Consider the following 26,187-nt stretch of genomic DNA (forward strand, 5'->3'; position numbering starts at 1 on the left):
GCCGTCCCTGGAGGCCGAAGTTATGACGCCACAAAAGTCCGATCGTTTCGCCTTCGGTTTGTGGACCGTGGGCTGGCAGGCCCGAGACCCGTTCGGCGACGCGACCCGCGACTGGCTCGACCCGGTCGAGATCGTGCACCGCCTGGCCGAGCTCGGTGCCTATGGCGTGACGTTCCACGACGACGACCTGATCCCCTTCGGTTCGTCAGACGCCGACCGTGGCCTCATCGTCGACCGGTTCCGCAAAGCGCTCGACGAGACCGGTGTCGTGGTCACGACGGCGACGACAAACCTGTTCACGCACCCCGTTTTCAAGGAGGGCGCGTTCACGGCCAACGACCGTGACGTCCGGCGGTTCGCTCTCAAGAAGGTCATGCGCAACCTCGACCTGGCAGCCGAGCTGGGCGCCAAGACCTATGTGTTCTGGGGCGGGCGCGAGGGCTCTGAAAGTGATGCGGCTAAAGACGTGCGGGCCGCGCTCGACCGGTTCCGTGAGGCGCTTGACTTCCTCGCTCAGTACACGAAGGACCAGGGTTACGACATCCGCTTCGCCCTGGAGCCCAAGCCAAACGAGCCGCGTGGCGACATCCTGCTGCCCACGGTAGGGCACGCGCTGGCGTTCATCTCCACCTTGGAGCATCACGAGATGGTCGGCCTCAACCCCGAGGTCGGGCACGAGCAGATGGCTGGCCTGAACTTCGTGCACGGCATCGCTCAGGCGCTGTGGCACGGCAAGCTGTTCCACATCGACCTCAACGGCCAGCGGGGCGTGAAATACGACCAGGATCTCGTGTTCGGTCACGGCGATCTGCTCAACTCGTTCTTCCTCGTCGACCTGCTGGAGTTCGGTGGCCCAGACGGCACCGAGACCTACAGCGGCCCCAGGCACTTTGACTACAAACCGCTGCGGACCGAAGACACCGACGGTGTTTGGGCTTCCGCTGCCGCGAACATGACGACCTACCTGCTGCTCAAGGAGCGGGCCAAGGCGTGGCGCGCGGATCCGCGCGTGGCCGAGGCGCTGGCGGCGAGCAAGGTTGGCGAGCTGTCGCTTCCGACGCTGAACCCGGGCGAGTCCTATGACGCGCTGCGCAGCGAACCGTCCGATGTGGACGCTATCGCCGCACGCGGTGCCGCTGTCGTGGCCCTGAACCAGCTCGCGGTAGAGCACTTACTGGGAGCGGGGAAATGACACTGGTCGCCGGGGTCGACTCCTCGACCCAGTCCTGCAAGGTGGTCATCCGTGACGCGGAGACCGGTGCTCTGGTGCGCTCCGGCAGGGCCGCGCATCCCGAGGGCACCGAGGTTCACCCCGACGCGTGGTGGACCGCCTTGCACGAGGCGATCGCCGAGGCGGGAGGGCTGTCCGACGTGGCGGCCCTTTCCGTCGCGGCACAACAGCACGGCATGGTCTGCCTGGACCGGGCGGGTGCCGTCGTGCGGCCCGCCCTGCTATGGAACGACTTGCGCTCCGCGGGCGCGGCGGCCGATCTGGTCGCCGAGCTAGGCGCCGACACGTGGGCACAAGCCGTCGGGAGCGTACCCGTGGCTTCGTTCACGGTCACGAAACTGCGCTGGTTCGCCCGTCACGAGCCCGCCGTCGCGGCACGCACCGAGGCCGTGTGCCTTCCGCATGACTGGCTGACGTGGAAACTGCGCGGCAGCGCCGATTTGGGCGAGCTGACCACCGACCGGGGCGACGCGAGCGGCACCGGCTACTGGTCGCCCGCGCACCACCGTTACCGGGAGGATTTGATCCAGGCGGCGTTCGGCCGAGTACCAGCGGTGCCAAAGGTTTTGGGTCCTGCGGAGGCCGCGGGTCAAACACTCGGCGGGGTCGTGATCGGGCCGGGCACCGGCGATAACGCCGCCGGAGCACTGGGTGCCGGAGCGAGCCTGGGCGATGTCGTTGTCTCCGTGGGCACTTCGGGCACCATCTTCTCGGTTAGCGCGATCCCCTCGGCCGACAACACCGGCACGGTGGCTGGCTTCGCCGACGCCACCGGCCGGTTCTTGCCGCTGGTCTGCACGCTCAACGCCGCACGGGTGCTTGACGCGGCCGCGAAGATTCTCAGCGTTGACTTGACGGAGCTTTCCCGGCTGGCGCTGAGCACGGCGAGCGAAGGACTGACGCTACTGCCCTATTTGGACGGTGAAAGAACGCCCAACAGGCCCAACGCCACTGGCGCGATCAGTGGCCTGACGCACCGCAACAGCACCCCGGCCCACCTCGCGCGAGCGGCGGTGGAGGGAATGCTGTGCGGGCTGGCCGACGGTCTCGACGCGCTCAAAGCCCTTGGCGTCATCGCCAACCGGGTCATCCTCATCGGTGGTGGTGCGCAGGCCCAGGCGGTGCGGGAAATCGCCCCGGCTATCTTCGGCTGCCCGGTGCTGGTGCCGGAGCCAGGTGAATACGTGGCCGATGGTGCCGCTCGTCAAGCGGCCTGGGTGCTGTCTGAGGCCGCCGAACCTCCGTCTTGGCAACTGTCCGAAACACGCACTTACGAGGCTGATTTCGATGAGACGACCCGTGAGCGCTACCGGCTAGCGGCGCAGGATGAGGTTTAGGTCACCGAACTCGTGGAACAGGTAACCTTCCTGCACCGCCTCCCGGTAGATCTCGTCGAGAAGCGGTTTACCGGCGATCGCTTCGAGCATCAGCAAATGTGACGCCTTCGGCTCGTGGAAGCCGGTGATGAGCCCGTCCACGAGCCGCACTCCTGTCTCGGGCGTGACGACAAGTGAGGTCCAGCCGCGCCTGAGACCTTTCTGCGCCACGGTTTCGATCGCACGAACGGCCGTCGTGCCGACCGCGATGATCCGCTGGCCCGCCGCACGCGCCTCGTTGACGAGACGGACAGTCGCGTCTGGGATGTCGAAGCGTTCCGGGTACGGCCTTTCGTGAGCTTCCGCTGAGGCGACGCCGGTGTGCAGGGTCAGGGGAGCCAGCACGATGCCCATGCTCACTAGCTGTGTCACCAGATCCGCCGTGAACGGCCTGCTGGCGCTGGGCATCTCCGCGCTGCCCGGCACCTGCCCGAAGACCGTCTGGTAATAGCTCAGCGGCCAGTCAGCGTCCACATAGGAGTATCTGATGGGTTTTCCGTGCCGCATCAGGTATCCCGGGACATCGGCCGTGCTGACGGTCGCGACCCACAGGCGGCCTTCTGAGTACGGCTCCTTCAACAGAACGCTGACGTCGCCCTTGAGATGCAGAACGCCTGCGCCGCCTTGATAGTGCCGTGGCTCCACCACCCACGACCCGTCTGGCAGTTCGGTGGAGAAGTGAACAGCCATGCCGTCCACGGTGGAGACTGCCGCTGGCAATGTCGCCGAGGTGTTGATGAGCAGCACATCGCCGGGCAGCAACAGCGACGGCAACTCAGTGAACCGGTGATGGGTCAGCCCGTGCGGGGTCGCGGCTAGCAAAGCCACGTGGTCACGGGCCAGCCCGCGAGCCTCCGGCGGCTCGTGGGCTTCCAGATAGGTGACTGTCATCGGCGTTCGCTCCAGATCAGCAGACGGTGGCCATCGGGGTCGGTGAGGAAGCGGCCGTAATGACCGCGGGGGAAAACAGTCCCGTCCGGCCCGGCCTCCTCCCACGTCGGGACTTCGATCGCGATCGGCGGGGGATAGGCGGGATGTCGCGTTTGGACGATCTCGATCCGCCCGTCGCCGACACCGAAAACAAGACCGTCGTCAAACGAGTCGACGACAGGCAGCAGCTTTTCGTAAAAGATCCGAGACGCGTCGAGCGATCGCACTTCCAGCGGTGCCCACAACCTCATGACGCCGGCTCCCTTCGGTCGCCGGGGCCATGAGGCATTAACCTCGCTGTTATCCCGATTCGCTCGGGCAAGCCCTCGCTCATAGTTGATACCGCCCCGACGGAGGGCGCTTGCCGAGCAACTCGATCAGCCGCGGTGCCACCGCCGAGGGCAGCGGACGGTCCGAGATGTCTTCGCCCGGATAGGCGTCCTGGTGCATTTGGGTGCGCAGGTCACCCGGATCGACCTGCCAGACGGTCAGCGTTGGTTCTTCGACGGCCAGCACACGGCTCGCCGCTTCCAAAGCCGCCTTCGACGATCCGTAAACACCCCAGCCCGCATAAGGTTCGGGAGCCGCGTCCGACGTCACGTTGACGACGATCGCGTTACGCAGCTTGGGCAATGCTTCCTGAATGAGGGCCAGGGGTGCGAACACATTCGTTTCGAAGACATCCCGGAACGCGTCCAGCGGAGCGGTGCGCAACGGTGGTAAGGGGGACGGGCCGAGTGCTCCAGCGTTGTTAATCAGCAAGTCGATGTGATCGAGCTGCGACACCAGCGCCTTGCGGTGAGCGGGATCGGTGACATCACCCGTGACCACGGTGACGCCCTCCTCCTCAAACGGCGTGCGGGCATCGGCGATGACGGTCCAGCCGTGCTGAACGAGGACGCGGCTAAGTTCCCGGCCGAGGCCCCTGGAAGCTCCGGTAACGATGGCGTTAGGCATGTCATCGACGCTAGGCACGGATTGAGCGCGCGGAATCGGTCCACGGCCGCCATGTGCCTACGCCATTAGACCTAGGACCAATACCTCATGCGTGCTCCAGCGCGGCAGGATACCGTCGAGACATGCCCACGCCGCTGGAAGAGGTTAGTGCCGCGGTCCTCGCCGTGAGCCGCCAGCTTTCGGTGCGGGAGGTGCTGCAAACGATCGTCACCGCGGCGCGCGGGTTGCTCGACTGTCAGTACGCGGCGCTGGGCGTGCCCGATGACCAGGGCGGCTTCGCCGAATTCGTCGTGGACGGGGTGCCTGACGAGCAGCGTGCCGCGATCGGGCCGATGCCGCGCCAGCACGGGCTGCTGGCGGCGATGCTGACCGACCCCAAGCCACAGCGCCTCGATGATGTGCGCAGGGATCCGCGGTTTGGCTGGTGGCCGCAGGCGCATCCGGTTTTGAAGGACTTCATCGGAGTACCCATCAATGATGGTCGTGAGATTTTAGGTGCTCTATATCTGGCCAACAGCAAACGTGGCAAGTTCACCGACGACGATGAGCGGCTGCTCGCGGTGCTCGCCGCCCATGCCGCGATCGCGCTGACCAACGCCCGCTTGTTTGAGCAGTCGCGCGAGCTCGCGCTGCTGGAAGAGCGGCAGCGCGTCGCGCGGGAACTGCACGACGCGGTGGCGCAAAAGCTGTTCAGCCTGCGGCTCATCACGGAATCGGCCGCCTGCATGGTGCGCCGCGATCCTGACCGGGCCGAGCGCGAACTCGCCGAAATCAAGCAGCTGGCCGCCTTGGCCGCCTCAGAGCTGACCGAGGTCGTGGCCGAGATGCGCCCACGGGAGCTGGCCGACGCGGGACTGGCAGAAACGCTAAGGCGCAGAGTGGCGTTGCTCGACCGGATTCACCTCCCCGAGCTGCGTTTCGTGTCCACGGTGAAGCAACGGTTCCCGGCGAAAATCGAGGAGGCAATGCTGCGCGTGGCGGAAGAGGCTCTGCACAACGCTTTGCGGCACTCCGGGGCGAAAAACATCACCCTCGAGCTGTCCATTGCCGACGGTGTGCTCGGCTGCGAGATCCGCGATGACGGAGTGGGCATCGACCCCGAAGACGTCAAAGGCCTTGGCCTGGCGTCGATGCGCGAGCGGGCGGAACGTGTGCACGGCACGCTGACCGTCACGCAAGCCAACCCCGGCACGATCCTGAAACTGGCGGTGCCCCTTGACTAAAATCCGGGTTCTCATCGCCGACGACCACGAGATGGTCCGCCGGGGACTGAGCACTTTCCTTTCCCTGCACGCGGATATGGAAGTCATCGGTGAAGTCTCCACGGGCGCCGCGGCCATCTCGCTGGCGTCTGAGCAGAAGCCCGACGTCGTCCTGCTCGACCTCAAGATGCCGGGCGAAGATCCCGTGCACACTGTCCGCGAGCTGAACGGCACCAAGGTGCTCATCGTCACGAGCTTCACCGAGGTGTCCCAGCTGCTGCCCGTCGTGCGCGAAGGTGTCGCCGGAGTCGTGTTCAAGAACATCGACCCGTCCGCGCTGGCTAACGCGATCCGCACCGTCCACAGTGGCCACGTGCTGCTGCCACCGTCACTCGCCGCCGCGATGACCGAACCGTTCACCAACCGCCTCGGCAGCCTCACCGCCCGCGAGCGCGATGTGCTGGCCGAGATCGCCCGCGGCCGCTCCAATCGCGAGATCGCCCGGATTCTCGTGTTAGCAGAGAAGACCGTGAAGACTCATGTCTCGAGCATCTTGATGAAACTATCCGTCGAGGACCGCACCCAAGCCGCTCTCTACGCGGTCCGCCACGGGCTCGTCACCGATTAGGGACAACGTCACGGCGGGGCGTCAGCGTCGAACACAGTATGCGAATGCGTATCTTGGCGGCGGCCCTGCTAATCGTCGCCGGCTGTCAATCCAGCCCTCCTGCCCCCGCCGTTTCTTCGGCTCCCGAGCCCACGCCGAAACCGGGTGACACGAAGTTCAGCATGACCTGGAACGGCAAAGAGCGGACCTATCACGTGCATGCTCCGGCGAACTACGACGGCAGCAAAAGTTTGCCCGTCGTGGTGGTGATGCACTTCTATCCCGGCACGGGACCAGAAGTCGCCGTTACCAGTGCCATGAGTGCCAAGGCGGACAAGGAAAACTTCCTCGTCGTGTACCCAGACGGTTTCGCCGCCGGAATGAACGCCCTCGTGTGCTGCGGCAGTGAAGATGACGTCGGCTTCATCAAGTCCATAGTGGGCAAAATGGTGAAGGACTGGAAGGCCGACCCTAAGAAGGTCTACGCCACGGGCATCTCCAACGGTGCGGACATGTCCTACCGGCTTGCCGTCGAAACCGACCTCTTCGCCGCGATCGCTCCCGTGAGCGGTGCCTACAGTGGACAGCTCACTACCGACGCGGCCTACATGCCCAAACGGCCCGTCTCGGTGATTCAGTTCGCCGGTGGGCTGGACCGTTTCTACGCCAGGATTAACGCCGGCTTGGAAACCTGGCAGACCCGGCTCAAGTGCATGCCAGCAGGTCAGACGACAATCACGGGCGATGTGACCAGAACCGTGCATAAATGTGGCGATGGCAGCGAAGTGGTCGTTTACCGCGTACCCAAAATGGGTCATAGCTGGCCCGGGGCCAAGAGCGGCGGACTGAGCGATCCCAACGCGGGCATCGACGCGACCGACCTGATGTGGGAATTCTTCAAGGCGCACTAGGTGATGGGGGGTGCGGGCAGGCGCACCCTCCGTTAGGATCCGCGACGTGGAAACGATCACCGCGGGGGAGTTGGAGCTGGCCTGGGCCATCGAGCCCACGGCATGTGTTGCCGTACCAAACGGTGTCCGGGTGACGGCGGCCGGCGGATCCGACATCTTCATCAGCCCCATGGGCGTCGTGTCCAAAACCGACGCCGCCCGTGCGCTAGCGCCCGTTCCGGCGGGCGATTGGCAGCTCAAGGCCCGCGTTAAGGTCGGCTTCAAAGACTCGTGGGACGCGGGCGCGCTGTTCATCTGGATCAATGAAAGTCATTGGGCGAAGCTGAATTTCGAGCGGTCCACCGACGGTGTGCCCACGGTTTTCTCCGTCGTCACGCGCGGCACGTCCGATGACGCTGTCGGGTGGGCGATCGCGAGCGAATGGCTGTGGCTGCGCATCAGTTTTGTCAGCGGTGCCTTCGTTTTCCACGTGTGTTCCGATGGGCTCTCATGGCAATTGGTGCGCCAGTTCACGCTCGAAGGCGAAGGCCCCGTTCTCGCCGGCATCGAAGTGCAATCGCCGGCGGGCGACGGCTGCGACGTCACCTTCGAGCACTTAACCTTTACCCGCACCGCTTTGGAGAAGCTCTAGATCCGGAAGCCCAGGTCGGCGTCGACCACGGCGACCTCCATCTGTGCTTTCTGCAGCCGTCCGGAGTAGTCCCAGTTCACCGCTTGCCACCGCGTGAACTGGTCCAGCACCCACATGCCCGACTGCCTGCTGCCGTTGCCCGATTTTCCGTTGCCACCAAAGGGAAGATGCGCCTCCGCGCCCGAGGTGGAATTGTTCACACTGACCATCCCAGCGCCAATCCCTTTACGGAACGCGAAAACCTCCTGCGGATCACGGGTGTAGATGGCGCTCGATAGCCCATAACCTGGCGCGTTCGCCAATTCAAGAGCCTCTTGCAACCGGGTGTACGCCGTGAGCCCGACCAAAGGCCCGAAAGTCTCGTTGTCGAAAAGCGCGTCGCCCGGCCTGACCCCGTCAACGATCACCGGGTGGTAGTAGAGCCCCTGTTGCGGGTCGCCCACGAAACCGTTGCGGTCGCTGACGATCCTCCCTATCTTGTGGCTGGGCCGGTGGTGGTCCTTTATCCAGCCCAGGTGCGACTCGTGGGAGTCAGCGAACTTCTGGTCGAGCAACGGTCCATAAAGGACAGCCTGTGTCGGGTCACCGATCACAGCATTGGCCACCGCGGCTTCAAACCGTTGCGTGAACACGTCTTTGACACTCTCGTGCACGATGACGGTGCCCAGCGACGTGCAGCGCTGGCCAGCCGTGCCGAAGCCGGCGAACAACGCGCCCTCGACCGCCAAGTCCAGGTCGGCCGATTCCGTTACCACCATGGGGTTCTTGCCGCCCAGTTCCAGACACGGCGTTTGCAGATGCCGTCCGCACAACTCACCGATCTTCCGGCCGACTTCGGTAGAGCCGGTGAAGCCCACCTTTTGCACGAGCCCTTTGTCGAGCGCCTGCGACAGTCCCGCGAACGTTTCCGGCCCGTCGGCGTGCACGAGATTCAAGACGCCTTCTGGCAGACCAGCTTTGACGAAAAGTTTGGTGAGCGCTTCGGCGCACGCTGCGGCGTAGAGCGCCGGTTTCCAGACGACGGTGTTTCCACACAGGAGCGCGGGGATGAGGTACCAGCTTGGCACCGCGACGGGGAAGTTGCCGGCGGTGATAATGAACGCTGTGCCAACAGGTTCCCGGAACGTGAACAGTTGCTTCGACGGCATCTCCGACGGCACGGTTTGGCCGTAAAGCCTTCTGCCCTCGCCGAGGAAGAACCGGCACGTGTCAACGATCTCCTGCACTTCGCCGCGGGCTTCCGTGAGCGGCTTGCCAATCTCCGTAGTGACCAGAGCGGCGAGCGTCTCGAAGTTCGCCTCCACCAGCGTGCCGATGTTGGCGATGATCTGCCCCCGCACCGGCGCCGGAACATCCGCCCACGCGCGCTGCTTCTCACTGGCCGTCTGGCACACCGCCACGATCGCGTCGACGTCCCCCAACCCAACCTCAGTAACAACTTCACTCAACCGGGCCGGGTTCGTGCTGGCATACGTCCGCATCCCCGCACCCTACTATTCCCCCTCCCGCGCCCTCACGCTCTCGCCACTTCCCCCCCGGGCCTCCCCGTTCCCTCGGCCTCCCGCTTCCGCGCCGGTAACGCTGACCACGCTTCAATGCCTGCTCCCGGCCTCGCTTCCCTGCGTCTCCCGCTTTGTTCGATGGCCTGCTTCGCAAACGCCTGCGGCACCCCACCCCTTTGCTGCCTTTTGGGACTGCCGATCTTGAGGCGTGATCCACAGCCGGATAAGGGTGATCAACAGGTCATTTGATCACTCCTATTGGGCTGTGGATCAACGTGAGTGATCGACTCTGCGGCTTGGTGGCTCGGTGGGTGCTCGCTTCATCGAGATCCACAGCCCAAAGACAGATCCACAGCCTTTGTGACGTGATCAACGCGGCTTTGGATCACGTCCCAAAGGCTGTGGATCACGTTTCGGGATGCCGATCAAGACTGAGTCAACAGAGAAGGGTCTAAAGACAGGAGGCGCAAGGCAAGGTTCGGCGGGGCTAGGCCAGTTGGGTCACTGCGTCGCCGGGTCGCCGCCGCCGCGGTCCACGCAATCGGGTGCAAGGCTGGGTCGAATGTGCATTGCCAGAGCCGGACGGGAGGCGAAAGCCGGGGCAAGCCCGGTTGGCAGGGCCGGTGCGGAAAGCGAGGGCAAGCACGGTGGGCAGGGTGGGCGCGGAAAGTAGACGGTGGGCAAGCGTGGAAGAGGGCGGCATTCGGAAAGGCGGAGGCCCGGCGCGTGCAGGCGGGCACGTGCCGGGCTTCCTGGTTGAGGCGGTGATTCGGGGGCCGAGACCGTGACTCGGTCGGAAACGACCGAGCCGGTCGACGGGTTATGCGGCGGTCGAGCTGGCCAAGGTGGCCGGTGTGGAAGAAGCCGCCGAAGGGGAAGCGGGAGAAGGGGAAGTGGCGGAAGCGGAAGGTGCGGCGGTGGCGGGGCTGGGGGTCCAGCGTCCAACCGCGACCAATGCCAGGCCAAGCACGCTCCAGAGGCCAAGCGCCAGAAGCGGTCCTGCCGATCCGGCCCAGCCGAAGTAGGCGGCCGAGCGGAGCAAGGTTGAGCCTGCGCCAATGGGCAGCCACTGGCCAAAGGAACCCCACGGCTGGGGGAGTAGCTCGGGAGCTGTGGCCACGGCACCTAACGCGTTGCCGATCAGGAAGACGGTCAAGGCTCCGATGCCGATGCCGCGTGGGCCGGCCACGGCTCCAAGTCCGGCGATGGCCGAGCTGATTGCCAACGCCAGCAAGGAGATAGCGGCCGCGCTGGAGAGGTAGGCCGACGGCAGTACCGACAGCCAGCCTTGCATGACGGCAGCGGACACGAGTCCGGTTAGGACGGAGAAGGTCAGCACTCCTGCCAGCCGGGCAGCCCGTGTCCGGATGAGGAAGATCAGCAGTACCCCGATCGCCATGCTGGTCAGCGCAAGGGGGAAGAAGCCGCCAGCGAATCCGCTTCCGCGCGGGTCGCCGGACGTCAACGGGACGATGTCGGTCACGGGAACTGGCTTGCCACCGCCGAGCTGGGCTGCCGACTGGACGAGCAGTGACGACACGGCCGGGCTGGCAGCAGACGCCACGTGCAGCTGGAGGCCATTAGGACCGCCAATGAAGGCGGCATAAACCTCACGTGAGCGGATCGCTTCATCGGCCTCCTCGGCGGAGGCAACGGAAACCACCGAGAACTGACCGGTGGACGGCAGTTTGACCTGGCCAACCACGGCCACGGGCAGGTCACGGGGTGCGGTGTTAGCCGCGGGTCCCGCGAACAGGGGAACGAGCAGCGCCTGCAAGGCCACGAGGCCAGCGGCGACTCCGAGTGCCATGAGCAGGGTCTTGCGAGCCATCAGGACTCCCTAAAACGAATGTTCGTTCTCTAATAACCAAGAGCAAAGCATGAACCGCGCTCATTCGTCAAGAACGAGCATTCGTTTTACACTGAGACCCATGCCACGCGTATCCGAAGAGCACCTAGCCGCCCGTCGCCGCCAAATCCTGGACGCGGCTCGAACGTGCTTTCTGCGCGAGGGCTTCCACGCCACGACGATGCACCACGTGATAGCTGAAGCCGGTCTGTCCGTGGGCGCCGTCTACCGGTACTTCAAAAGCAAGAACGAGATCGTCAAAGCCATCGCCGAGGAAGCGTTCATCGAAATCGATAAGAGAATGGGTGCCGCGTCCCAGCGTGAGCCCGCGATGTCGGTGCTGGAATTCGCCGAGCACGCGATCTCGTTCATCGACGCGCAGTCAGGCCCGCAGGGCGCTTTCCGCATGGCGCTGCCGGTCTGGGCTGAGGCGCTGCGCGATCCCGTGCTCGGAGAGTTCGTCAACGGCAAGTTCTCCAAGATGCGCGGTCATTTCATCCTCGCCGCGAAACGGGCTGGCGTAAGCAATCCCGAAGCCGCCGGGACTGTCCTCTTTGGACTCATCCCGGCGTTTGGTGTCCAGCGACTGCTCACCGGGTACCCCGATAAAGAAACGTTCTTCGCTGGAATCAAAGTGTTGATGGAAGGCTAGGCGAGCGCCTGCCACCAGCCGTCGACTTCCACCGGATCGTTGGCGATCACGCGTTCGCCGGGTCGTGGCACCGCGAGCGTGATCTCACGTTCCTTTGCGGCGGACCAGATTTTGTCCACTGGTTCGCTCCATGAGTGCAGCGCGAGGTTGAAAGTGGCCCAGTGCACGGGAATCAGCAGTCCACCTTGGACATCGAGGTGTGTCGCGATCGCCTCATCGGGCATCATGTGAATGTCGGGCCAGTAGGGACTGTAGGCGCCGATCTGAATCAGCGTGATGTCGAAAGGCCCGTGCTGCGAACCGATTTCGGCGAACCCGGGGAAGTAGCCGGTGTCGCCCGTGTAGAACACCTTGTGCCGCTGTCCCGCGATAACCCATGAGCCCCAAAGCGTGCGGTCGCGTTTGAAGCCGCGTCCAGAGAAGTGGCGTGCCTCGGTGAGAATCAGCTCCACGCCGCCTAGCGAATAGCTTTGGTTCCAATCGAATTCAACAACGCGGTCAGCCGGGACTCCCCACACCCTCAGATGCGCACCCACGCCGCGCGGGACCAAGAAGACCGCTTTGCTGGTACTCGTTAGGCGAACCACCGTCGGCATGTCCAGATGGTCGTAGTGGTCGTGCGAGATGAGGATCGCGTCGAGTTCCGGGAGCTGTTCTATAGCGGTGGGCATCGGGTGCAGCCGCCGTGGCCCTGCCCACGAGAATGGCGAACACCGCAGGCTCCACACCGGATCGATGAGCACACGCTTGCCTTCGATCTCCACGAGCGCGGTCGCGTGGCCGAGCCAAACGACGTTGAGCCCCTGAGCGTCACCCCATGTGGGCGTCACGATCGGCACGGCTCCCGTGGGCTTGCGCTTCTCCTTGCCGAACAGGAGCTCGCGGAAGATCTTTGGGCCTGATCCACGCGGGATCACCGACGCGGGAGTCGTGTTCACGTAGACCTTGCTCCCAGGGCGAGCCCCGAACGCACGCAACATACTCCGAGACTATCTCTATGGCAGGATCGCTGCGATGAGCACTGAACTGCCGAAGAAAGTCGTGGCGGCGGGCATGCTGTTCCACGATGAGCGGGGCCGGGCGCTTCTGGTCGAGCCGACCTACAAACCGCTGTGGGAGATTCCGGGCGGTGTCGTCGAGGCTCTTGAGTCTCCGAGCGCGGGTGCGCGACGGGAAGTCCTTGAAGAACTCGGTTTAGACATCACCCCTGGACGGCTGCTGGCTCTGGACTATTCGCCGCCCCGCGACGGCCGCAAGCAGGAAGTCCAGATCATCGTGTTCGACGGCGGGCGTCTGAGCGACGACCAGCTTAGGCGGATCAGGCTCCAGGAAGACGAGATCGCCAGCTATCGCTTCGTAGAGATCGCTGAGGCGGAAAGGCTTCTAGCGCCCATCCTCGCCCGCAGAGTCAAAGCATGCCTGGAAGCGCTGAAGACCGGGGAGACGCTCTACCTCGAAGACGGCATGCCCCTGCCTTAGGCGGCGCGGCGAAGCGGCGACGCCATGCGGGAAACGATGCCCGGGGAAGCGACACGGCGAAGCGGCAAGCAATAAAGCGACACGGCTAGGGCGGGCACGGGCTTAAGCGTCGACGGGGACGAGGAAGCCGCGGGAGACGAGCTGGGGCACCAGGGAAGCGGTGCTGGCAGACAGCGCGACAGGGTCGGCCTCGTGGGCGATGGCGGCCTTGGCGATCTGATCGCGCAACGGGACGGTGCCGTCGCACGCGCTGACCGCCGCGGCGACGACCGGGCTGACTTCCTGTGCCCAGCGCAAACCCTCGGGCAGGGCTAAGACTTGGCGCGAGATGTGCCATTCACCGGGCGCGGTTAGCGTGGCGTCCTGGCGCAGGCGTAGCCCACCGGTGGCGGCGTAGCGCTGCGTCAGCAGCGCGTGCCGGTGCTCACGCAACCAGTCTTGCCTGGCGAACCAGGGCCGGATATGTGCCCCGAGCGAACCTTCGACGCGCTGGAACATGGTGTCGCAGTGGACGACCGGATCATCGCGCCGGGACCGGCGCAGGCTGATCAAACCGGTGCCCACGGCACTGATCTGATGCAGTTCAAACCAGTCGAGCCAGGCTCCTTTACGGGTCTGATCGGTCCAGCCCTCTACATAGGACAGTGGCTCGGTCACCGACGTTTGCAGCGCCCACACGTCACAGCCCGTCGTGTGGACCCAGCTGGCGATGCGCTCCTCCCAGGGCTGTCCGGCCACGTGCGCCCAGGTGCCGGCGAATTGCATGATGCCGCCATCGTCAAGCGACTCCGCCGCGACGCGAGCCAGTTCCGCGCACATGCCGTCGCCTGGGCGGCCCCAATCGCGGTACAGGTTGGCTGACACGATGAGCCCAAACCTGCGCCCCGCGACGGGTGTCCCAAGGTCGCCGTGCTTGAGTTCCCAGTCGAACCCGTTGAGCGCACTCGTGGTCGCGGCGAACCTCAGCGCCCGGTGTGACAGGTCGGTGGCGGTCACCTGTCCCGTGTGCGTGGACAGGTGCAGCGATTGCACGCCCGACCCGCAGCCGAGATCGAGGGCGTCGCCGACACTCGCCCGCGTGACGGCGCTAGCCATGCTCAGGGCGGCCGGGTTGACGCCGCTCACCCGGTCTGTCGTCTGTGGACCGCGCGGAAAGTCAGCGGCCAGCCACCAGGACTCATAGGGCCTGACCTGCACTTCGGCGCGTACGCCATCGGAGTCTTCGCGTAAGAATCCAGCCGTGATCGCTTCGCCAAGCGTGAGTGGCGCAAGAGCCTTGCTCACGTGCGCGGCCTGTTCCGTGCGCCCGAACCAGAGCACCCGGATGAGCGTGCTCAGCCTGCCCAGATCCACCGTGGCGCGCATCATCGCAGCGGTGTCGTTCTGCGACAGTGCCGCCGCGACCACCGAACCGAACCGGCGAGCGATCCCTTCCGTCGTGTACTCCGCCGCTTCCATAGCCGCCCGGAGTTTCTTGATCCCAGCCGAGTCCAACAGTGCCTTAGCCACGCATAGTTAACGCGGCCCGGGTCACGGTGACGCGGGCGGGAGTTGCTGGCCGGAACGGATCGTCCGGCGGGCTCTGGTGACGGCCTCGACGATCCGCGTGCCACGTCGCTGGAAACCAAGTGCCTCAATGGTTTCCTCGACGACTTCGGCTTCGGTGCGGTTGAGGCCGTCGCTTTCGATCCACGCGACGAACTCGGCTAGCACGTGCTCCGGCAGATCGCTGATGGCTTCGAATTCGGGCAGCTCAGGTCGTGGTCCCCGAGCGGCGATGACCGGCTCGGCAGGGGCGACGGACGCAACGGCGACGGGAACGGGAGTCGTGAGTGCCTCTTGGTAAGCAGAGCGGGCGCGCTCGACTTCACGTTCGCGGTGCTGGAACCAGTCGGTGGACCAGATCCGGTGGAATCGCCAGCCGAGGCGCTCCAAGTGTTGCTGGCGCAAGCGATCGCGGTCGCGTGCCGTCGGCGCCGCGTGGTACGAGGCGCCGTCGGCTTCGATCGCGAGCACCATGCGCGCCGGGTCGTCGGGGTGGGCTACCGCGAGGTCGATGCGGTGCCCGCCCACGCCGTATTGTGCGGTCACGGGCAGGCCGGCCTTGGCTAGCTCGTCGCGCACGTCAGTCTCAAAGGCGTTGAGGGACAAGGTGCTGTGGGTCCGGGCACTGACGGACTTGCCGCCGCTGGCCGCGTATTCCAAGTACCCACCGAGGAGTTTGGCTCCCTGGGAACGCAGACGGTGCGGGTCGAGGTCGGAATGGCGGAACGAGGACACGACCGTCATGCGGTGCTTGGCGCGCGTGATCGCGACGTTGAGCCTTCGCTCGCCGCCCTTGTTGTTGAGCGGCCCAAACCGGTACGCCATGCGCCCGTCATGGGTGCGGCTGTAGCCAATGGACAAGATGATCGCGTCGCGTTCGTCACCCTGCACACGCTCGATGCTCTTGACGAAGAACGGCTCCACGCCGGACTCGGCGAAGAAGTCGGCCAGATCGGAGCGTTTCGCGAGCGCTTGCCGCAAGGCGAGGTCGATGTTCTCCGCGTGCTTGATGCCCATCGTGATGACACCGAGCGACTCATCGGGCCGTTCAGTGGCGTGTTCCAGGATGAGCTTGACGACCTGCTCCACTTCGGACTCCACGAGCACGTGGCGAATGCAGTCAGCCGTGTCCGCACCGGGGAATGTCGTGAGCGGATTGCCATTGGGGCTGTAGATGTGCGTGTTGGAGAACGCGATCAGGCGCTCGTCGCGGCTGCGGTAGTGCCAGGCCAGGTGCTTGACCTGAGCCAGCGGCAGCGTGTGGGCGAACGACTGCAGCAGCGACTCGATGTCGTCGGTCAGCAGGCCGTCGATGTCCTCGTCGAATTCGGCTTCGCCCTCGATGCGCTGGAAGAACGCAGTCGGCGGCAGCTGGTGTTCGTCACCGGCGACCACGATCTGCTTGCCGCGCATGATGGCGGTGATAGCGTCCACGGGCTCGACCTGGCTGGCCTCGTCAAAGATGACGACATCAAACAGGGTGCGCGCGGGCAGGATCTGACTGGCCAGCAACGGGCTCATCGCCCAGCAAGGCTTAAGCGCCATAAGGGCTTCAGGCGCCTCTTCGAACAGCTTGCGCACGGGCATATGCCGTGTCTTCTTCGCCGATTCGCTTCGCACAAGCCTTTGCTGATCCGGGTACGCGTCGAGCACGTCAATCATGCGCAGAGCGGCCTGATGGCGTACCCGCTGGGCATTGCTCGTCACGTGTTCTTTGTCAGCCATGCGGAATTGCGCTGCCGTGGCGTGGAGCTGAAGTCCCTGGAACCGGCCAAGGTGGTCGTCAACGAAACGCAGATGGTCCAAAAGCGAGCTGAGCCAGGCGAATTGGAACCGCTGCTCGGCGAGCTCTGGTGGCCCGTCCAGGAGTCGCTGCACCGCGAACGGTTCGAGGAAGTCGTTGAGTTCGTTGCGGCGCACGGAAATCAGCAGGCCGGCCTGATCCGACGCGAGCGCTTCGAGGTGCAGTTCCAAATCGTTGAGCGGGATGTGAGCGTAAAGCTGATCCAGCGCGTCCAAAGCGGTGTAGACGTGCTGTTGCACCGACGGCAGCAAACTTGACGTCTTCGGCAGGGAACCGTTGACTGACAGTTGCGCCCAGCGCTCCTTCTGCGCGGTGACCGCCGCCGCGGCCTTCTGCAGCATGGCTTTCTGAGGCTTGCGTCCGATCCAGAGCGACTTCATGGTCTTGACGGCACGCCGCTTGTTCCAGAACCCTTCCCAGACACCAAGGTCGGTCGTGAAGCATTCTGGCTTAAGGCGTTCGAGCGTGAACTGCACGTCCATCGCTAACTCAAGCGTGGTGCGGGCCTGAATCGGGGTGATGACCGGCTTCAGCGCGACCTCAGCGGTGAGCTTGTTGACGGCCAGTTTGGCTTGTGCCCAAGCGTAGGCGGCCTGTGAGGCAAGCTCGTAGGCCTCTTGCGCTGTCTCGCGATTGGACACGGTGCTGTGCTTCCACGCGCCCGCGGGCGGAAGGTTAGCCAATTCGACAAACGCCGCGCTAATCTGATCGGCGAACGCCGTGTGCAGTGAGCGCAGCTCGGCACCGCTCCAGCGCACGGGAGTGTGCGCCTCTTCGGGCAGCCCGAGCAACTGGGACTGGATGTTGAAAACCGAGATGCCCCAAGGCTTGCGCGGCTCGTGCAGCGCGTGGTGATGCGCGATCAGCGGACCGCGGGTGGCGAGGAGTTTGCGGTCGGCTTCCTCAAGGCGTGGCGGCACTTCGGTGCGTGCCCGGTGCAGCCGGGAGTCCAGTGACCTTGCCAGCTCACGCCGGCTTTGCTGCTCGCCGTGCAGGTTGTAGACGAGATCGTCCAGGCCGGCTTGCTCCAGCCGGTCGAGCACGGCGTCGATAGCGGCCCGCTTTTCGGCGACGAACAACGCCGTCTTACCTCGCGCCGCCAGAGCCGCGATGATGTTGGCGATGGTCTGGCTCTTGCCCGTGCCCGGAGGGCCTTTGATGACCAGGTGCTGTCCACTGACGACGGCGTTGACGGCATAGCTTTGTGACGAATCGGCATCGAGCACGAGGTATTCGTCGGGTGGCGCGACTTTGTCCGGAGCGTCGGTGTCGACCGTTTCCAAAGACGTCAGCGCGCTAAGGGCATGGCGGTCACCGGCCAATGCCGAGATCACATCGTGAGCGGCCAGCACGTCGATATTGCCGAGATCGTCGACCATCGGAAGCTTGGCGTACGTAAAAGTGCCGACCAAGTGGCCGGGCTCGATCAAAAAGTCAGGCACGTCTTGAGCGAGCTTGGCCAGCCGCTCGAACAGTTGCTCCGGTTCAAGATCTAGAAGTTCTTCAGTTGGTACGCGGACGCCGTGATCCTTTTCCAATTTGTGCAATAGAACGGGATTGATCGACGGTTCCGGGTCGGCCTTAAGGTAGAAGTCGGCCTCGGAGGCAGAAGTCGGGCGAATCTCCAAGCGCTGCAACAAAACCGGCGACCGCGGCGGACGCACTAGCTCATGCCACGTGGCCATGCCCGTGGTGAGATAGCCAACATCGACGCCTCGTTCCTCAGCCCACAACCGCATCTGTTTGCGGACCGCCCGCGTGCGCCGAACGGCGTCAACACGTTGGTCATTGTCTGGAAACAGTTGCTTGAGCGTCACCTGGTTCCCGGCGGCCAATTGCTGCAACGCGGCGATTTTGGCGTCGGAAAGGTTGAGGGTGCCAGCTTTGAGCTCGCGGTAGTAGGCGAGCTGATTTCGCCCAGAATCATCGACAAGAGCGTCTTGCCAGCGCTTCGCTGCGCTAGCGACGATCTGGGTCCGCTCCGGAGAAATCACAGCATCTACCTTCCCAGAAGAACGCGATATTTGCCCAAGCGCCCTGGTTACCCCATGTCCTTCAAGACCATCCAAGCCGTTCGGCTGATTTCTAACTGTCTGTATCGCTAGCGAAAGTGGTGTACAGAGGACGGAGTTTAGCCACTAAAGACGGTCCGCCCAAGGCGGGACTCGGCGTCGGAAGCTGGCGCAGGAGCAGGTCAGGCTCCGTGTCCACGGTTGGAGGGCGGTCCGGGAGGGGGACGGGCATGACCCAGTAACGATCCAGCATGTCTTTAAGCTGTGGGACTTTCACGTCTTCGAACACGTTTGGCACAGGCTCGTCGACGAGGGCTTCCGGAGTCTCCAAATGCGATAGCAAATCGGAACGCGAACGGCCCCGCCACAGCAGCAACTGGAACGGATCGTTATCAAACGCTTCCGCAAGCAAGTAGAAAGTCGCCGCGATGTGCTTGCACGGCACGGCAAAATCCGGGCAAGAGCACTGCATGATCAGGTCACCGACAGACCGTGGGAAAAGCGGCACACCAGCTTTGGTGAACACACCCTCTAGCGAAGGCGGCATTTCGCCTGCGAGCAACTGTGCGCTCAGGAGAGCCTGCGACGAGATCGCTTCGGTGACAAACGTCCAGTCGGAGACGACCGCTAACGAGATCGTTAGCTGGTAAGGCTGTTCGCGAGAGCCTTGCACCACGGCGGAGACAACACCTGGTGCGATGTCGAGCGACAGCACCTGTCCCTTGCGGGCGTAGGCCTTGCCTCGCGTCAGCCGGCCGCCCAGTGCGAAAGACTCTAGTGTGGCCAGGAACCGTTGGGACCACCACGATTCACCAATCGCCCCGCGCTCGCTTCGTGCTCTCAGTCCGCCTTCGGCTTTGCGCGTCTTGCCGAACCGCTCGAACCCCGATCCCGGACTCGTCATGCCACCGCTCCCGGGTCTAGTGAGAACAGTGAGCGAAGGTCGTCATTGGACAGTTCGCTAAACGCGGGCTCGCCCGTGCCCACGATCCGGGCGGCCAGCCCGCGTTTGTCGGCGATCATGGCGGCGATCTTTTCTTCGACCGTCCCGGCGCACACGAACTTGCGCACCTGAACGTTGCGCTTTTGCCCAATCCGGAACGCACGGTCCGTCGCCTGATCCTCCACCGCCGGGTTCCACCACCGGTCGACATGGATGACGTGATTCGCCTCGGTCAGTGTCAGACCCGTCCCACCAGCCTTGAGCGACAGCACGAAAAGCGGCGCGGTGCCCTCCTGGAACTGTCTGACCAGGGAACTCCGCTCGTCGCGGGACACTGCGCCGTGCAGGTAGAGCACCTCGCGGCCGAACTCGGCCGACAGATGTGAGCGCAGCATCCCGCCAAACTCCGCGTATTGCGTGAACAGCAGCGCCTTTTCGCCCGCCGCGAGCACTTCCTCCACAATGGACGATAGCCGTGCCAGTTTGCCCGACCGTTCCCCGAGCGGAGAACCGTCGCGTAAGAAGTGCGCCGGATGATTGCAGATCTGCTTCAGCTTGGTCATCGTCGCGAGGACAAGACCGCGCCTTTCCATGCCGTCACTGGTCTCGATTTTTTCGAGCATGTCATCCACGACAGCCTGGTAGAGCGAGGCTTGCTCAGCGGTGAGATTGCACAGGATCTCCATCTCCAGCTTGTCCGGCAGATCGGAGATGATCGTCTTGTCTGTCTTGAGACGCCGCAGGATGAACGGGCCCGTGATCTTCTTCAAGCGCTCGGCGGTGGGCTCGTCGCCGTGACGCTCAATGGGTACGCCATAGGATTTCTTGAAACTCGCGGCCGGGCCCAGCAAGCCAGGATTGGCGAATTCCATCAGTGACCACAGATCAGCTAAGCGGTTTTCCACCGGTGTTCCGGTGACGGCAAGCCGATGCGCGGCCGGGATCGACCGCACGGCAACGGCTTGCCGGGTGGCCGCGTTCTTGATGGCTTGCGCCTCGTCGAGGACGATCCGTTGCCAGGACGTCTTCTTGAGCAAAGCCAGGTCACGGGCCGCCAGGGCATAGGTGGTGATGACGAGATCGGCTTTCTTCAAGCTCCGCTTGGCACCGTGGTGCACGTGAACGCTCAGTTTCGGCGCGAACCGCGCCGCCTCGCGCTCCCAGTTGCCAACGAGCGACGTCGGGCACACGAGCAACGTCGGGCCGTTCTCCGGGTTCGCCATGAGTGCCAGCAGCTGAACCGTCTTACCCAGCCCCATGTCGTCGGCGAGGATCCCGCCCAGCCCAAGGGATTGCAGGAACGTCATCCACGACAAACCGCGTTGCTGATACGGCCGCAGCTGCCCGACGAACTCGTCCGGTGGATCTTTGAGACTGAGCGCCGCCTTGCCGCTCAACAGATCGCCAAGCGCACCCTGAGCGGTCACTTCCGTGACGGGCAGGCCGAGCGGTCCGTCCTCAGTGGACAGTTCCGCGTAGAGCAGCTCGGCCAGCGACATCTGGCCGCCTTCGCGCAGCAGCCGCAGCCCGTTCTCCAGGCGCTTGGCGTCGAGCTCGACCCAGTGCCCGTGCAGCTTGACGAGCGGAGACTTCAAGTCTGCCAGCGCTTCTAGCTCATCGGGCGTGAGCTGTTTGTCACCGAGGCTGACCTCCCAGCTGAAGTCCACGAGCGAGCCGAGGCCGCTCTTGGTCGCGACCGTTCCGGGAGCCGTCTTGGCGGTCTTGGCTTTGAGCTTCACGCCCAGCCGTGACTGCGGCTTGCCCCACCACTTCGGCAGCAAGACGCCAAAGCCAGCGCTATGCAGCAGAGGAGCCGCTTCCTTGAGGAAGTGGTGCGCTCCAGCCGCGTCCAACTCCATCTCAATAGGTTTGCGGGTACTCAGTGAGTCTTCCAGCGTCGGCCAAAGCCGGTAAGCGCGGCCAAGCTCAGCTAGGAGCGTCTGCTTCGGACTGCGCACGTGAGCGGGCAGTTTGGCGGCCTTCCACACCCGGGAAGCCGGGATCATCTCTGTCGGCGTTTGCAGCGCGAACTTCACGTGCCACTGCTCGGTCTCTTCCGCGGGCTCGACCAGGCGGAAACACGCGCGCGCTGGCGAACCTTGGGCGTCGCGCTGCCAGTGCGCTAGCTCGTCTTGGAGCAGCTTCACGTCCTGCGGCAGCCTGAGCAGCCACGCTTGGCCGTCGACTTTGGCCTTCTTCAGTCTCTCGGTGACGGTGAAGTCCACGAGCGCGTTCAGTTGCTCCTCGACCGTCGGCTCGCCATCGACAGCGCGCGCGATCGGCGGCTCGGCACGGGCCAGCGCCTGTGCCCAAGCCGCATCAGCTCCCGTGAGCACTCCCCGCCACACGGCGACTACCTCTTGCGCCGGCTCATGCTTCCCGTCTTCGAGTGCCGCGCGTTTCCGCGCCGTGCCCGTCCCCGCTTCTGTCCGCGCCGTCTCTTCGCTTGACATTTCGGGAATGTCCGAAGTGGAAACAACCGTGGGGAGAACGCGACCGCGGGAGACAAGATCTTCGGCGAAGGCGCGTAGAGCCAGGTGGTGACGCACGCTGGCGCTGAGCACGAAGGCGCGGCTCGTCAAAGCGGTGGAGTCGGCGGAAAAGGCGTCGCCGGTAGCGGAGGCCGAGGTGCGGCGGGCTCGGGCAGGGGCGTCGTCGGGCGAGCCGGGAGCGCGGGCGAGGAGGGTGCTGGGGAACGTGGCGTGCCAGGTGATGGGGACTTCCCACGGCTCGAGGGTCAGCTTGCCGGACTCGGGTTCGGCGAGACGGATCAGCTCGGGTGAGTCCACGGGACGGCCGTTTCGCGTGGGCAGGTGCAGCGTCACGGTGTCAGGCGCGCCGCCGGGCACGGCCACCGCGAACGGGTGCTGTCTGCCGGACGGTCGCGTGGGCAGCTCTGAGTCCTCGGCCCAGAGTGCCAGCCGGCCGTCACGCCAGAAACAGTGCACGACCTGCATGTGCTTAGGGTAACTGGATCAGTTGGGGAAACACTTTCGCCACCTTCGCCACGAGGTAGTCGCCGTAGGTGCCCGTGAAGGCCTGCAGGTCGGCGCCGTCCCAGCGGGGGTGGCCGTCGTCGCCACGGCGTGCCGCGCCGGGCAGCGGCGGCACCTCGGCCGTGAAGTCGGGGTCGAAGAAGAAGGGGAACGACAGGCGTTCGTTTCCGCTCACGTTACGCACACGGTGTGGGGTGGAGCGGTAATAACCGCCGGTCATGCGGTCGAGCATGTCGCCGATGTTGCAGACGAACGTTCCGGGCACGGGCGGGGCGTCGATCCAGCCGCCGGGGGACCGGACCTGAAGCCCACCGTTGGCGTCTTGGGCCAGCAACGTCAGCAAGCCGTAGTCGGTGTGCTCGCCCACGCCCCAGTCGTCAGCGTCCACAGGCGACGGTGGGTAGTGGAAGATCCGGAACAGCACCGTCGGATGGACCGTGTAACCCGACGCGAAGTATTCCTGATCCAGGCCAAGGCTGACCGCCACGGCCCGCATGACCTGCTGTGCGACGCCTGTCAGGGCCTCGATGTAGGCCAGGACAGCCGGTTTGAGAGCGGGCACGAGCGAAGGGAACTGGTTAGGTCCGTGAAGCGGAAGCGGGTGTCCGGCGGGCAGTTCAGTGCCGAAATACAGGCCCTCTTTGCGATCTGGCTTGCCGGAAGTCAGCTCATCGCCGACGGGAAAGAAGCCGCGCCACGCCTTGCCGCCGTTGGCCATCGCGATCTTCATCTTCTCCGGCTCGGGCAGCTCGAAGAATTGACGGGCCGCGCGGTCGAGCTCGGCCAGCAGCGTGGGCGGCACGCCGTGCCCCGTCAGGTAGAAGAAACCGTTGTCCCGGCACGCTTTCTCAAGGTCACGGGCGACTTCCGGTAACGGCTGGGCGAGGTCGATGATCGGCAGCGGCACCGCTTAAGACTACTGGTGACGCATCCACACGTTGGGCTCCACATACGTCCCTAGGTCGGCGTCGATGTCGATGGCAAGGGTGGACAGTCCGTCCGGGATCACATAGGTGCCTGATTCAGGAAACGCCAGACCGGTCCACTCCTGCCATTGCGCCACGGTCGCGGTCATGACCTGCGAGCGCGGGGCGGGCGCGAGGATTCGAGCGCCCATGCGCTCGTGCGTGCGGATCCACGGGTCCATCGCTGTGCCATCGGGACGCGTCCACCTCGCGAACCGCTCGATCGGCGTCAGCGGATAGCTGGACTTCAGTGTCGGGCGGACCGGCGCGATGACCTTCTTGCCTCCGGCGACGGTCTTCAGCGCGGTGAGCAGTTCACTGGCGATGCCCTTGCCGCGCCGGCCGGGGTGGATCTGGGCCGCGCACATGACCAGGGTGTCCGGCTCAGCTCCCGCGTCATAACACTTCAGCGCCCGGGCGAGGCTATTCGTGTACCCGGTCGGCAAGTCCTCGATCGTCTCGTCCCACTGGATCGGCACTGCCCAGCCCGCGGCCACGAGCACGTCGCTGTCGTCGAGCAGCACCAGCTCAAGGTCGCCAAACAGCTCTCTGATCCGGGCGAAGTAGAGCTTGACCTCTTCGTCCGCGGAGATGAACTTTGGCCACCCGTCAGAAAACAGCGCTTCCATCTGATCGCCGGGCCGGGGGCGCTGCCCGATCGGCTCAGCGGTATACGAGGTCATGACGAACGATCATGCACTACCCCGGTATGACGTGGGGGACGCTACTGGGGAGTGACGCTCTGGGGCTCGCCGGCCGATAGGCTGGGCCGGATGATCTCCAGCGTGTTCCAGGGACTGCAGACCACTTTGATCGGCAGGGAGCCCGCCGCGCCAGCGCGGTTCCCGCGCCCGTGGCTGTCCGCGCTCGGGGTCATCGCCTTGGCCAGCTTTGGGGCAGTGGCGATTCAGTACATGAACGACACCCGTGGGATCGGGACGTCATGGGCGTCCCTGGTCGGGGTGCTCAGTGTGCTGCCGCTCTACATCATGTTCCGGTCACCGCTGTGGGCGTGGCGCCTGGCGTTCATAGGCCTGCTCTTCGGCTCGATGAACCACGAGGTCAACGAGATCCCGTGGAACCCGGTGCAGATCATCGCGGTGCTCATCGTGCTGTTTGTCGTCGCGCTCAGGGAATCAGCGATCGTCACGCTCTGGGTGGCCCTGCTGACCCTGGTGCCGATGGGTTTTGAGATGCAGCCCGAACACCTTCCCGGGTCGGCGGTGCTCATCGTCGTCTTGCTGGTGCTGGGCAACCAGATTCAGCGCAGGCGCCGGGTCGAACAGGACCTCGAAGTCCAGAGTGAGCGCAGTGAACTCGCCGCCGCGAGGACAAGGATCGCGCGGGAGTTGCATGACGTTGTCGCGCACTCGATGTCGCTCGTGGCGGTCCGTGCGGAGACGGCGCCCTACCGGCTGACGGATGTTCCCGAGGCGGCACGCGCTGAATTCCTTGCCCTGGCTGAGACAGCACGCGAGTCGCTAACCGAGATGAGGCGGCTGCTCGGGGTGCTGCGAACCGACAGCGACGAACCGGCTCTGACGCCGCAGCCGGGACTGTCCGATCTGGACGAACTCATCGCATCGGCGCGCAGCGCTGGCATGACAGTGCGGTCAGACATCTCCGTGTCGTCGGCCGATGACGCCCTGGGACTGACCGCTTACCGGATCGTCCAGGAAGCCCTTTCCAACTCGGCCCGGCATGCTCACGGCGTACCAACGGAAATTGTTTTGAAGGAACAAGATGGCCAGTTGGTTATCGATGTGCGCAACACACCCGGGCTCGTTCTTGGATCGTCGCGTCCCGGTCACGGCATCACAGGCATGCGCGAGCGTGCGGAGTTGCTCGGCGGAACGTTTGAGGCTGGGCCGCTGCCCGAAGGAGGATTCGCCGTGACGGCCAGGATTCCGCTGGGGGACAAGTGATCCGGCTCGTTATCGCTGACGACCAGGATATGGTTCGCGAAGGCTTCGCCGCTTTGCTTGCGGCACAACCAGATTTAGAGGTCGTCGGGCAAGCGTCCGATGGGCTGCGGGCCGTCGAGGTCACCCGCCAGCAAAAACCCGATGTGGTACTCATGGATGTGCGCATGCCGCGCATGGATGGCCTTGAAGCGACCCGCATGATCGTGGCTGACGGTGGCACGAAAGTCTTGATGCTGACGACCTTCGACCTCGACGAATACGTCTATGCCGCACTGCGGGCGGGAGCTAGCGGGTTCTTGCTGAAGGACGCACCAGCCGCTGAACTCGTGCACGCGGTTCGGGTTGTGGCCTCAGGTGAGGCTCTGCTCGCACCATCAGTCACGCGGCGCCTGATCGAAGACTTCACCAAACGCCCTGCCGTGCAAGCGGTCCCGTCCTTAGGCGCGCTCACGTCACGGGAAACCGAAGTGCTGGCACTAATCGCGCAGGGACTGTCCAATCAGGAGATTGCCGCCGCCCTAGTGGTCGCCGAGCAAACCGTGAAGACACACGTGAGCCGCATTCTGGCCAAGCTGGAGTTGCGTGACCGGGCGCAGGCGGTCATCGCCGCATACGAGAGTGGTTTAGTCAAACCGCGTTCGTGACCCTCTCGTATGACGCGAAAGCTGGC

Annotated in this window: 22 protein-coding genes; 10 read left to right on the top strand and 12 right to left on the bottom strand. The window is 64.5% G+C overall.

Annotation, left to right across the window (positions count from 1 at the left end; all coding sequences use genetic code 11):
• Window positions 1-22 precede the first annotated feature (22 nt).
• The gene (gene xylA, locus A3E1_RS0101405) at window positions 23-1,192 is read left to right on the top strand and encodes a xylose isomerase (protein WP_020518958.1); all 1,170 of its coding nucleotides are present in this window, start codon (window positions 23-25) and stop codon (window positions 1,190-1,192) included.
• Window positions 1,189-2,568 (top strand): xylulokinase, encoded by a 1,380-nt coding sequence (gene xylB / locus A3E1_RS0101410; protein WP_020518959.1) that lies wholly within the window; start codon window positions 1,189-1,191, stop codon window positions 2,566-2,568. Before xylA ends, xylB begins: the two co-directional genes overlap by 4 nt.
• Here xylB and A3E1_RS0101415 read toward each other — a convergent pair.
• The 3 genes from A3E1_RS0101415 to A3E1_RS0101425 form a co-directional block, all read right to left on the bottom strand.
• Window positions 2,545-3,498: an S-adenosylmethionine:tRNA ribosyltransferase-isomerase gene (locus A3E1_RS0101415; protein ID WP_020518960.1), complete on the bottom strand. Its 954-nt coding sequence runs from the start codon at window positions 3,496-3,498 to the stop codon at window positions 2,545-2,547. The two genes, xylB and A3E1_RS0101415, sit on opposite strands and share 24 nt — an antisense overlap.
• On the bottom strand, window positions 3,495-3,788 hold the full coding sequence (locus A3E1_RS0101420) for a VOC family protein (RefSeq protein WP_020518961.1): 294 nt from the start codon (window positions 3,786-3,788) through the stop codon (window positions 3,495-3,497). The genes A3E1_RS0101415 and A3E1_RS0101420 overlap by 4 nt, the downstream gene beginning before the upstream one ends.
• Window positions 3,789-3,867: 79 nt before the next feature.
• Complete coding sequence (locus A3E1_RS0101425) at window positions 3,868-4,494, bottom strand: SDR family NAD(P)-dependent oxidoreductase (RefSeq protein WP_026207970.1); 627 nt, start codon at window positions 4,492-4,494, stop codon at window positions 3,868-3,870.
• 122 nt (window positions 4,495-4,616) lie between these two features.
• Here A3E1_RS0101425 and A3E1_RS0101430 point away from each other — a divergent pair, with 122 nt between their 5' ends.
• Genes A3E1_RS0101430 through A3E1_RS0101445 form a run of 4 tightly spaced genes read left to right on the top strand, consistent with a single transcriptional unit; the run spans window position 4,617 to window position 7,845 of the window.
• Window positions 4,617-5,717 carry a GAF domain-containing sensor histidine kinase gene (locus A3E1_RS0101430; protein ID WP_020518963.1) on the top strand — a complete coding sequence of 367 codons (1,101 nt, stop codon included), beginning with the start codon at window positions 4,617-4,619 and terminating at the stop codon, window positions 5,715-5,717.
• Entirely contained in the window at window positions 5,710-6,324 is a 615-nt protein-coding gene (locus tag A3E1_RS0101435) for a response regulator transcription factor (RefSeq protein WP_020518964.1), read from the top strand. Before A3E1_RS0101430 ends, A3E1_RS0101435 begins: the two co-directional genes overlap by 8 nt.
• Window positions 6,325-6,368: 44 nt before the next feature.
• Window positions 6,369-7,214: an alpha/beta hydrolase family esterase gene (locus tag A3E1_RS0101440; RefSeq protein ID WP_020518965.1), complete on the top strand. Its 846-nt coding sequence runs from the start codon at window positions 6,369-6,371 to the stop codon at window positions 7,212-7,214.
• Window positions 7,215-7,260: 46 nt separating this feature from the next.
• A complete protein-coding gene (locus A3E1_RS0101445; RefSeq protein WP_020518966.1) occupies window positions 7,261-7,845 on the top strand; it encodes a DUF1349 domain-containing protein in 585 nt (194 codons plus the stop codon).
• Here A3E1_RS0101445 and A3E1_RS0101450 read toward each other — a convergent pair.
• Both A3E1_RS0101450 and A3E1_RS0101455 read right to left on the bottom strand, forming a co-directional pair.
• Window positions 7,842-9,326 (bottom strand): aldehyde dehydrogenase family protein, encoded by a 1,485-nt coding sequence (locus A3E1_RS0101450; RefSeq protein WP_020518967.1) that lies wholly within the window; start codon window positions 9,324-9,326, stop codon window positions 7,842-7,844. The two genes, A3E1_RS0101445 and A3E1_RS0101450, sit on opposite strands and share 4 nt — an antisense overlap.
• Window positions 9,327-10,167: 841 nt before the next feature.
• Window positions 10,168-11,178: a hypothetical protein gene (locus tag A3E1_RS0101455; protein ID WP_020518968.1), complete on the bottom strand. Its 1,011-nt coding sequence runs from the start codon at window positions 11,176-11,178 to the stop codon at window positions 10,168-10,170.
• 100 nt (window positions 11,179-11,278) lie between these two features.
• Here A3E1_RS0101455 and A3E1_RS0101460 point away from each other — a divergent pair, with 100 nt between their 5' ends.
• Window positions 11,279-11,848, top strand: coding sequence for a TetR/AcrR family transcriptional regulator (locus tag A3E1_RS0101460; protein WP_020518969.1), 570 nt, complete (start codon window positions 11,279-11,281; stop codon window positions 11,846-11,848).
• On the opposite strand, the gene A3E1_RS0101465 is transcribed toward A3E1_RS0101460, so the two are convergent.
• Window positions 11,845-12,828: an MBL fold metallo-hydrolase gene (locus A3E1_RS0101465; protein WP_020518970.1), complete on the bottom strand. Its 984-nt coding sequence runs from the start codon at window positions 12,826-12,828 to the stop codon at window positions 11,845-11,847. The two genes, A3E1_RS0101460 and A3E1_RS0101465, sit on opposite strands and share 4 nt — an antisense overlap.
• A 34-nt stretch (window positions 12,829-12,862) precedes the next feature.
• On the opposite strand from A3E1_RS0101465, the gene A3E1_RS0101470 reads away from it, so the two are divergent.
• Entirely contained in the window at window positions 12,863-13,327 is a 465-nt protein-coding gene (locus A3E1_RS0101470) for an NUDIX domain-containing protein (protein ID WP_020518971.1), read from the top strand.
• Between the two features lie 102 nt (window positions 13,328-13,429).
• Here the strand turns inward: A3E1_RS0101470 and A3E1_RS0101475 are convergent, their stop codons facing one another.
• The 6 genes from A3E1_RS0101475 to A3E1_RS0101500 form a co-directional block, all read right to left on the bottom strand.
• On the bottom strand, window positions 13,430-14,836 hold the full coding sequence (locus A3E1_RS0101475) for a class I SAM-dependent methyltransferase (RefSeq protein ID WP_026207971.1): 1,407 nt from the start codon (window positions 14,834-14,836) through the stop codon (window positions 13,430-13,432).
• Between the two features lie 21 nt (window positions 14,837-14,857).
• Window positions 14,858-18,670, bottom strand: a complete 3,813-nt coding sequence (locus A3E1_RS0101480) for an AAA domain-containing protein (protein WP_020518973.1) — start codon at window positions 18,668-18,670, stop codon at window positions 14,858-14,860.
• A gap of 91 nt (window positions 18,671-18,761) precedes the next feature.
• Complete coding sequence (locus tag A3E1_RS38315; protein ID WP_020518974.1) at window positions 18,762-19,592, bottom strand: SWIM zinc finger family protein; 831 nt, start codon at window positions 19,590-19,592, stop codon at window positions 18,762-18,764.
• Entirely contained in the window at window positions 19,589-22,588 is a 3,000-nt protein-coding gene (locus tag A3E1_RS0101490; RefSeq protein WP_020518975.1) for a DEAD/DEAH box helicase, read from the bottom strand. The genes A3E1_RS38315 and A3E1_RS0101490 overlap by 4 nt, the downstream gene beginning before the upstream one ends.
• A gap of 4 nt (window positions 22,589-22,592) precedes the next feature.
• Window positions 22,593-23,534 carry an isopenicillin N synthase family dioxygenase gene (locus tag A3E1_RS0101495; RefSeq protein WP_020518976.1) on the bottom strand — a complete coding sequence of 314 codons (942 nt, stop codon included), beginning with the start codon at window positions 23,532-23,534 and terminating at the stop codon, window positions 22,593-22,595.
• A gap of 9 nt (window positions 23,535-23,543) precedes the next feature.
• Window positions 23,544-24,275 carry a hypothetical protein gene (locus tag A3E1_RS0101500; protein ID WP_020518977.1) on the bottom strand — a complete coding sequence of 244 codons (732 nt, stop codon included), beginning with the start codon at window positions 24,273-24,275 and terminating at the stop codon, window positions 23,544-23,546.
• A gap of 90 nt (window positions 24,276-24,365) precedes the next feature.
• Here A3E1_RS0101500 and A3E1_RS0101505 point away from each other — a divergent pair, with 90 nt between their 5' ends.
• Window positions 24,366-25,517 carry a sensor histidine kinase gene (locus A3E1_RS0101505; protein WP_020518978.1) on the top strand — a complete coding sequence of 384 codons (1,152 nt, stop codon included), beginning with the start codon at window positions 24,366-24,368 and terminating at the stop codon, window positions 25,515-25,517.
• Window positions 25,514-26,161, top strand: a complete 648-nt coding sequence (locus A3E1_RS0101510; RefSeq protein ID WP_020518979.1) for a response regulator transcription factor — start codon at window positions 25,514-25,516, stop codon at window positions 26,159-26,161. The genes A3E1_RS0101505 and A3E1_RS0101510 overlap by 4 nt, the downstream gene beginning before the upstream one ends.
• The last annotated feature ends 26 nt before the right edge of the window (window positions 26,162-26,187 follow it).

Source organism: Catelliglobosispora koreensis DSM 44566 (assembly GCF_000379685.1).
Classification (GTDB): domain Bacteria; phylum Actinomycetota; class Actinomycetes; order Mycobacteriales; family Micromonosporaceae; genus Catelliglobosispora; species Catelliglobosispora koreensis.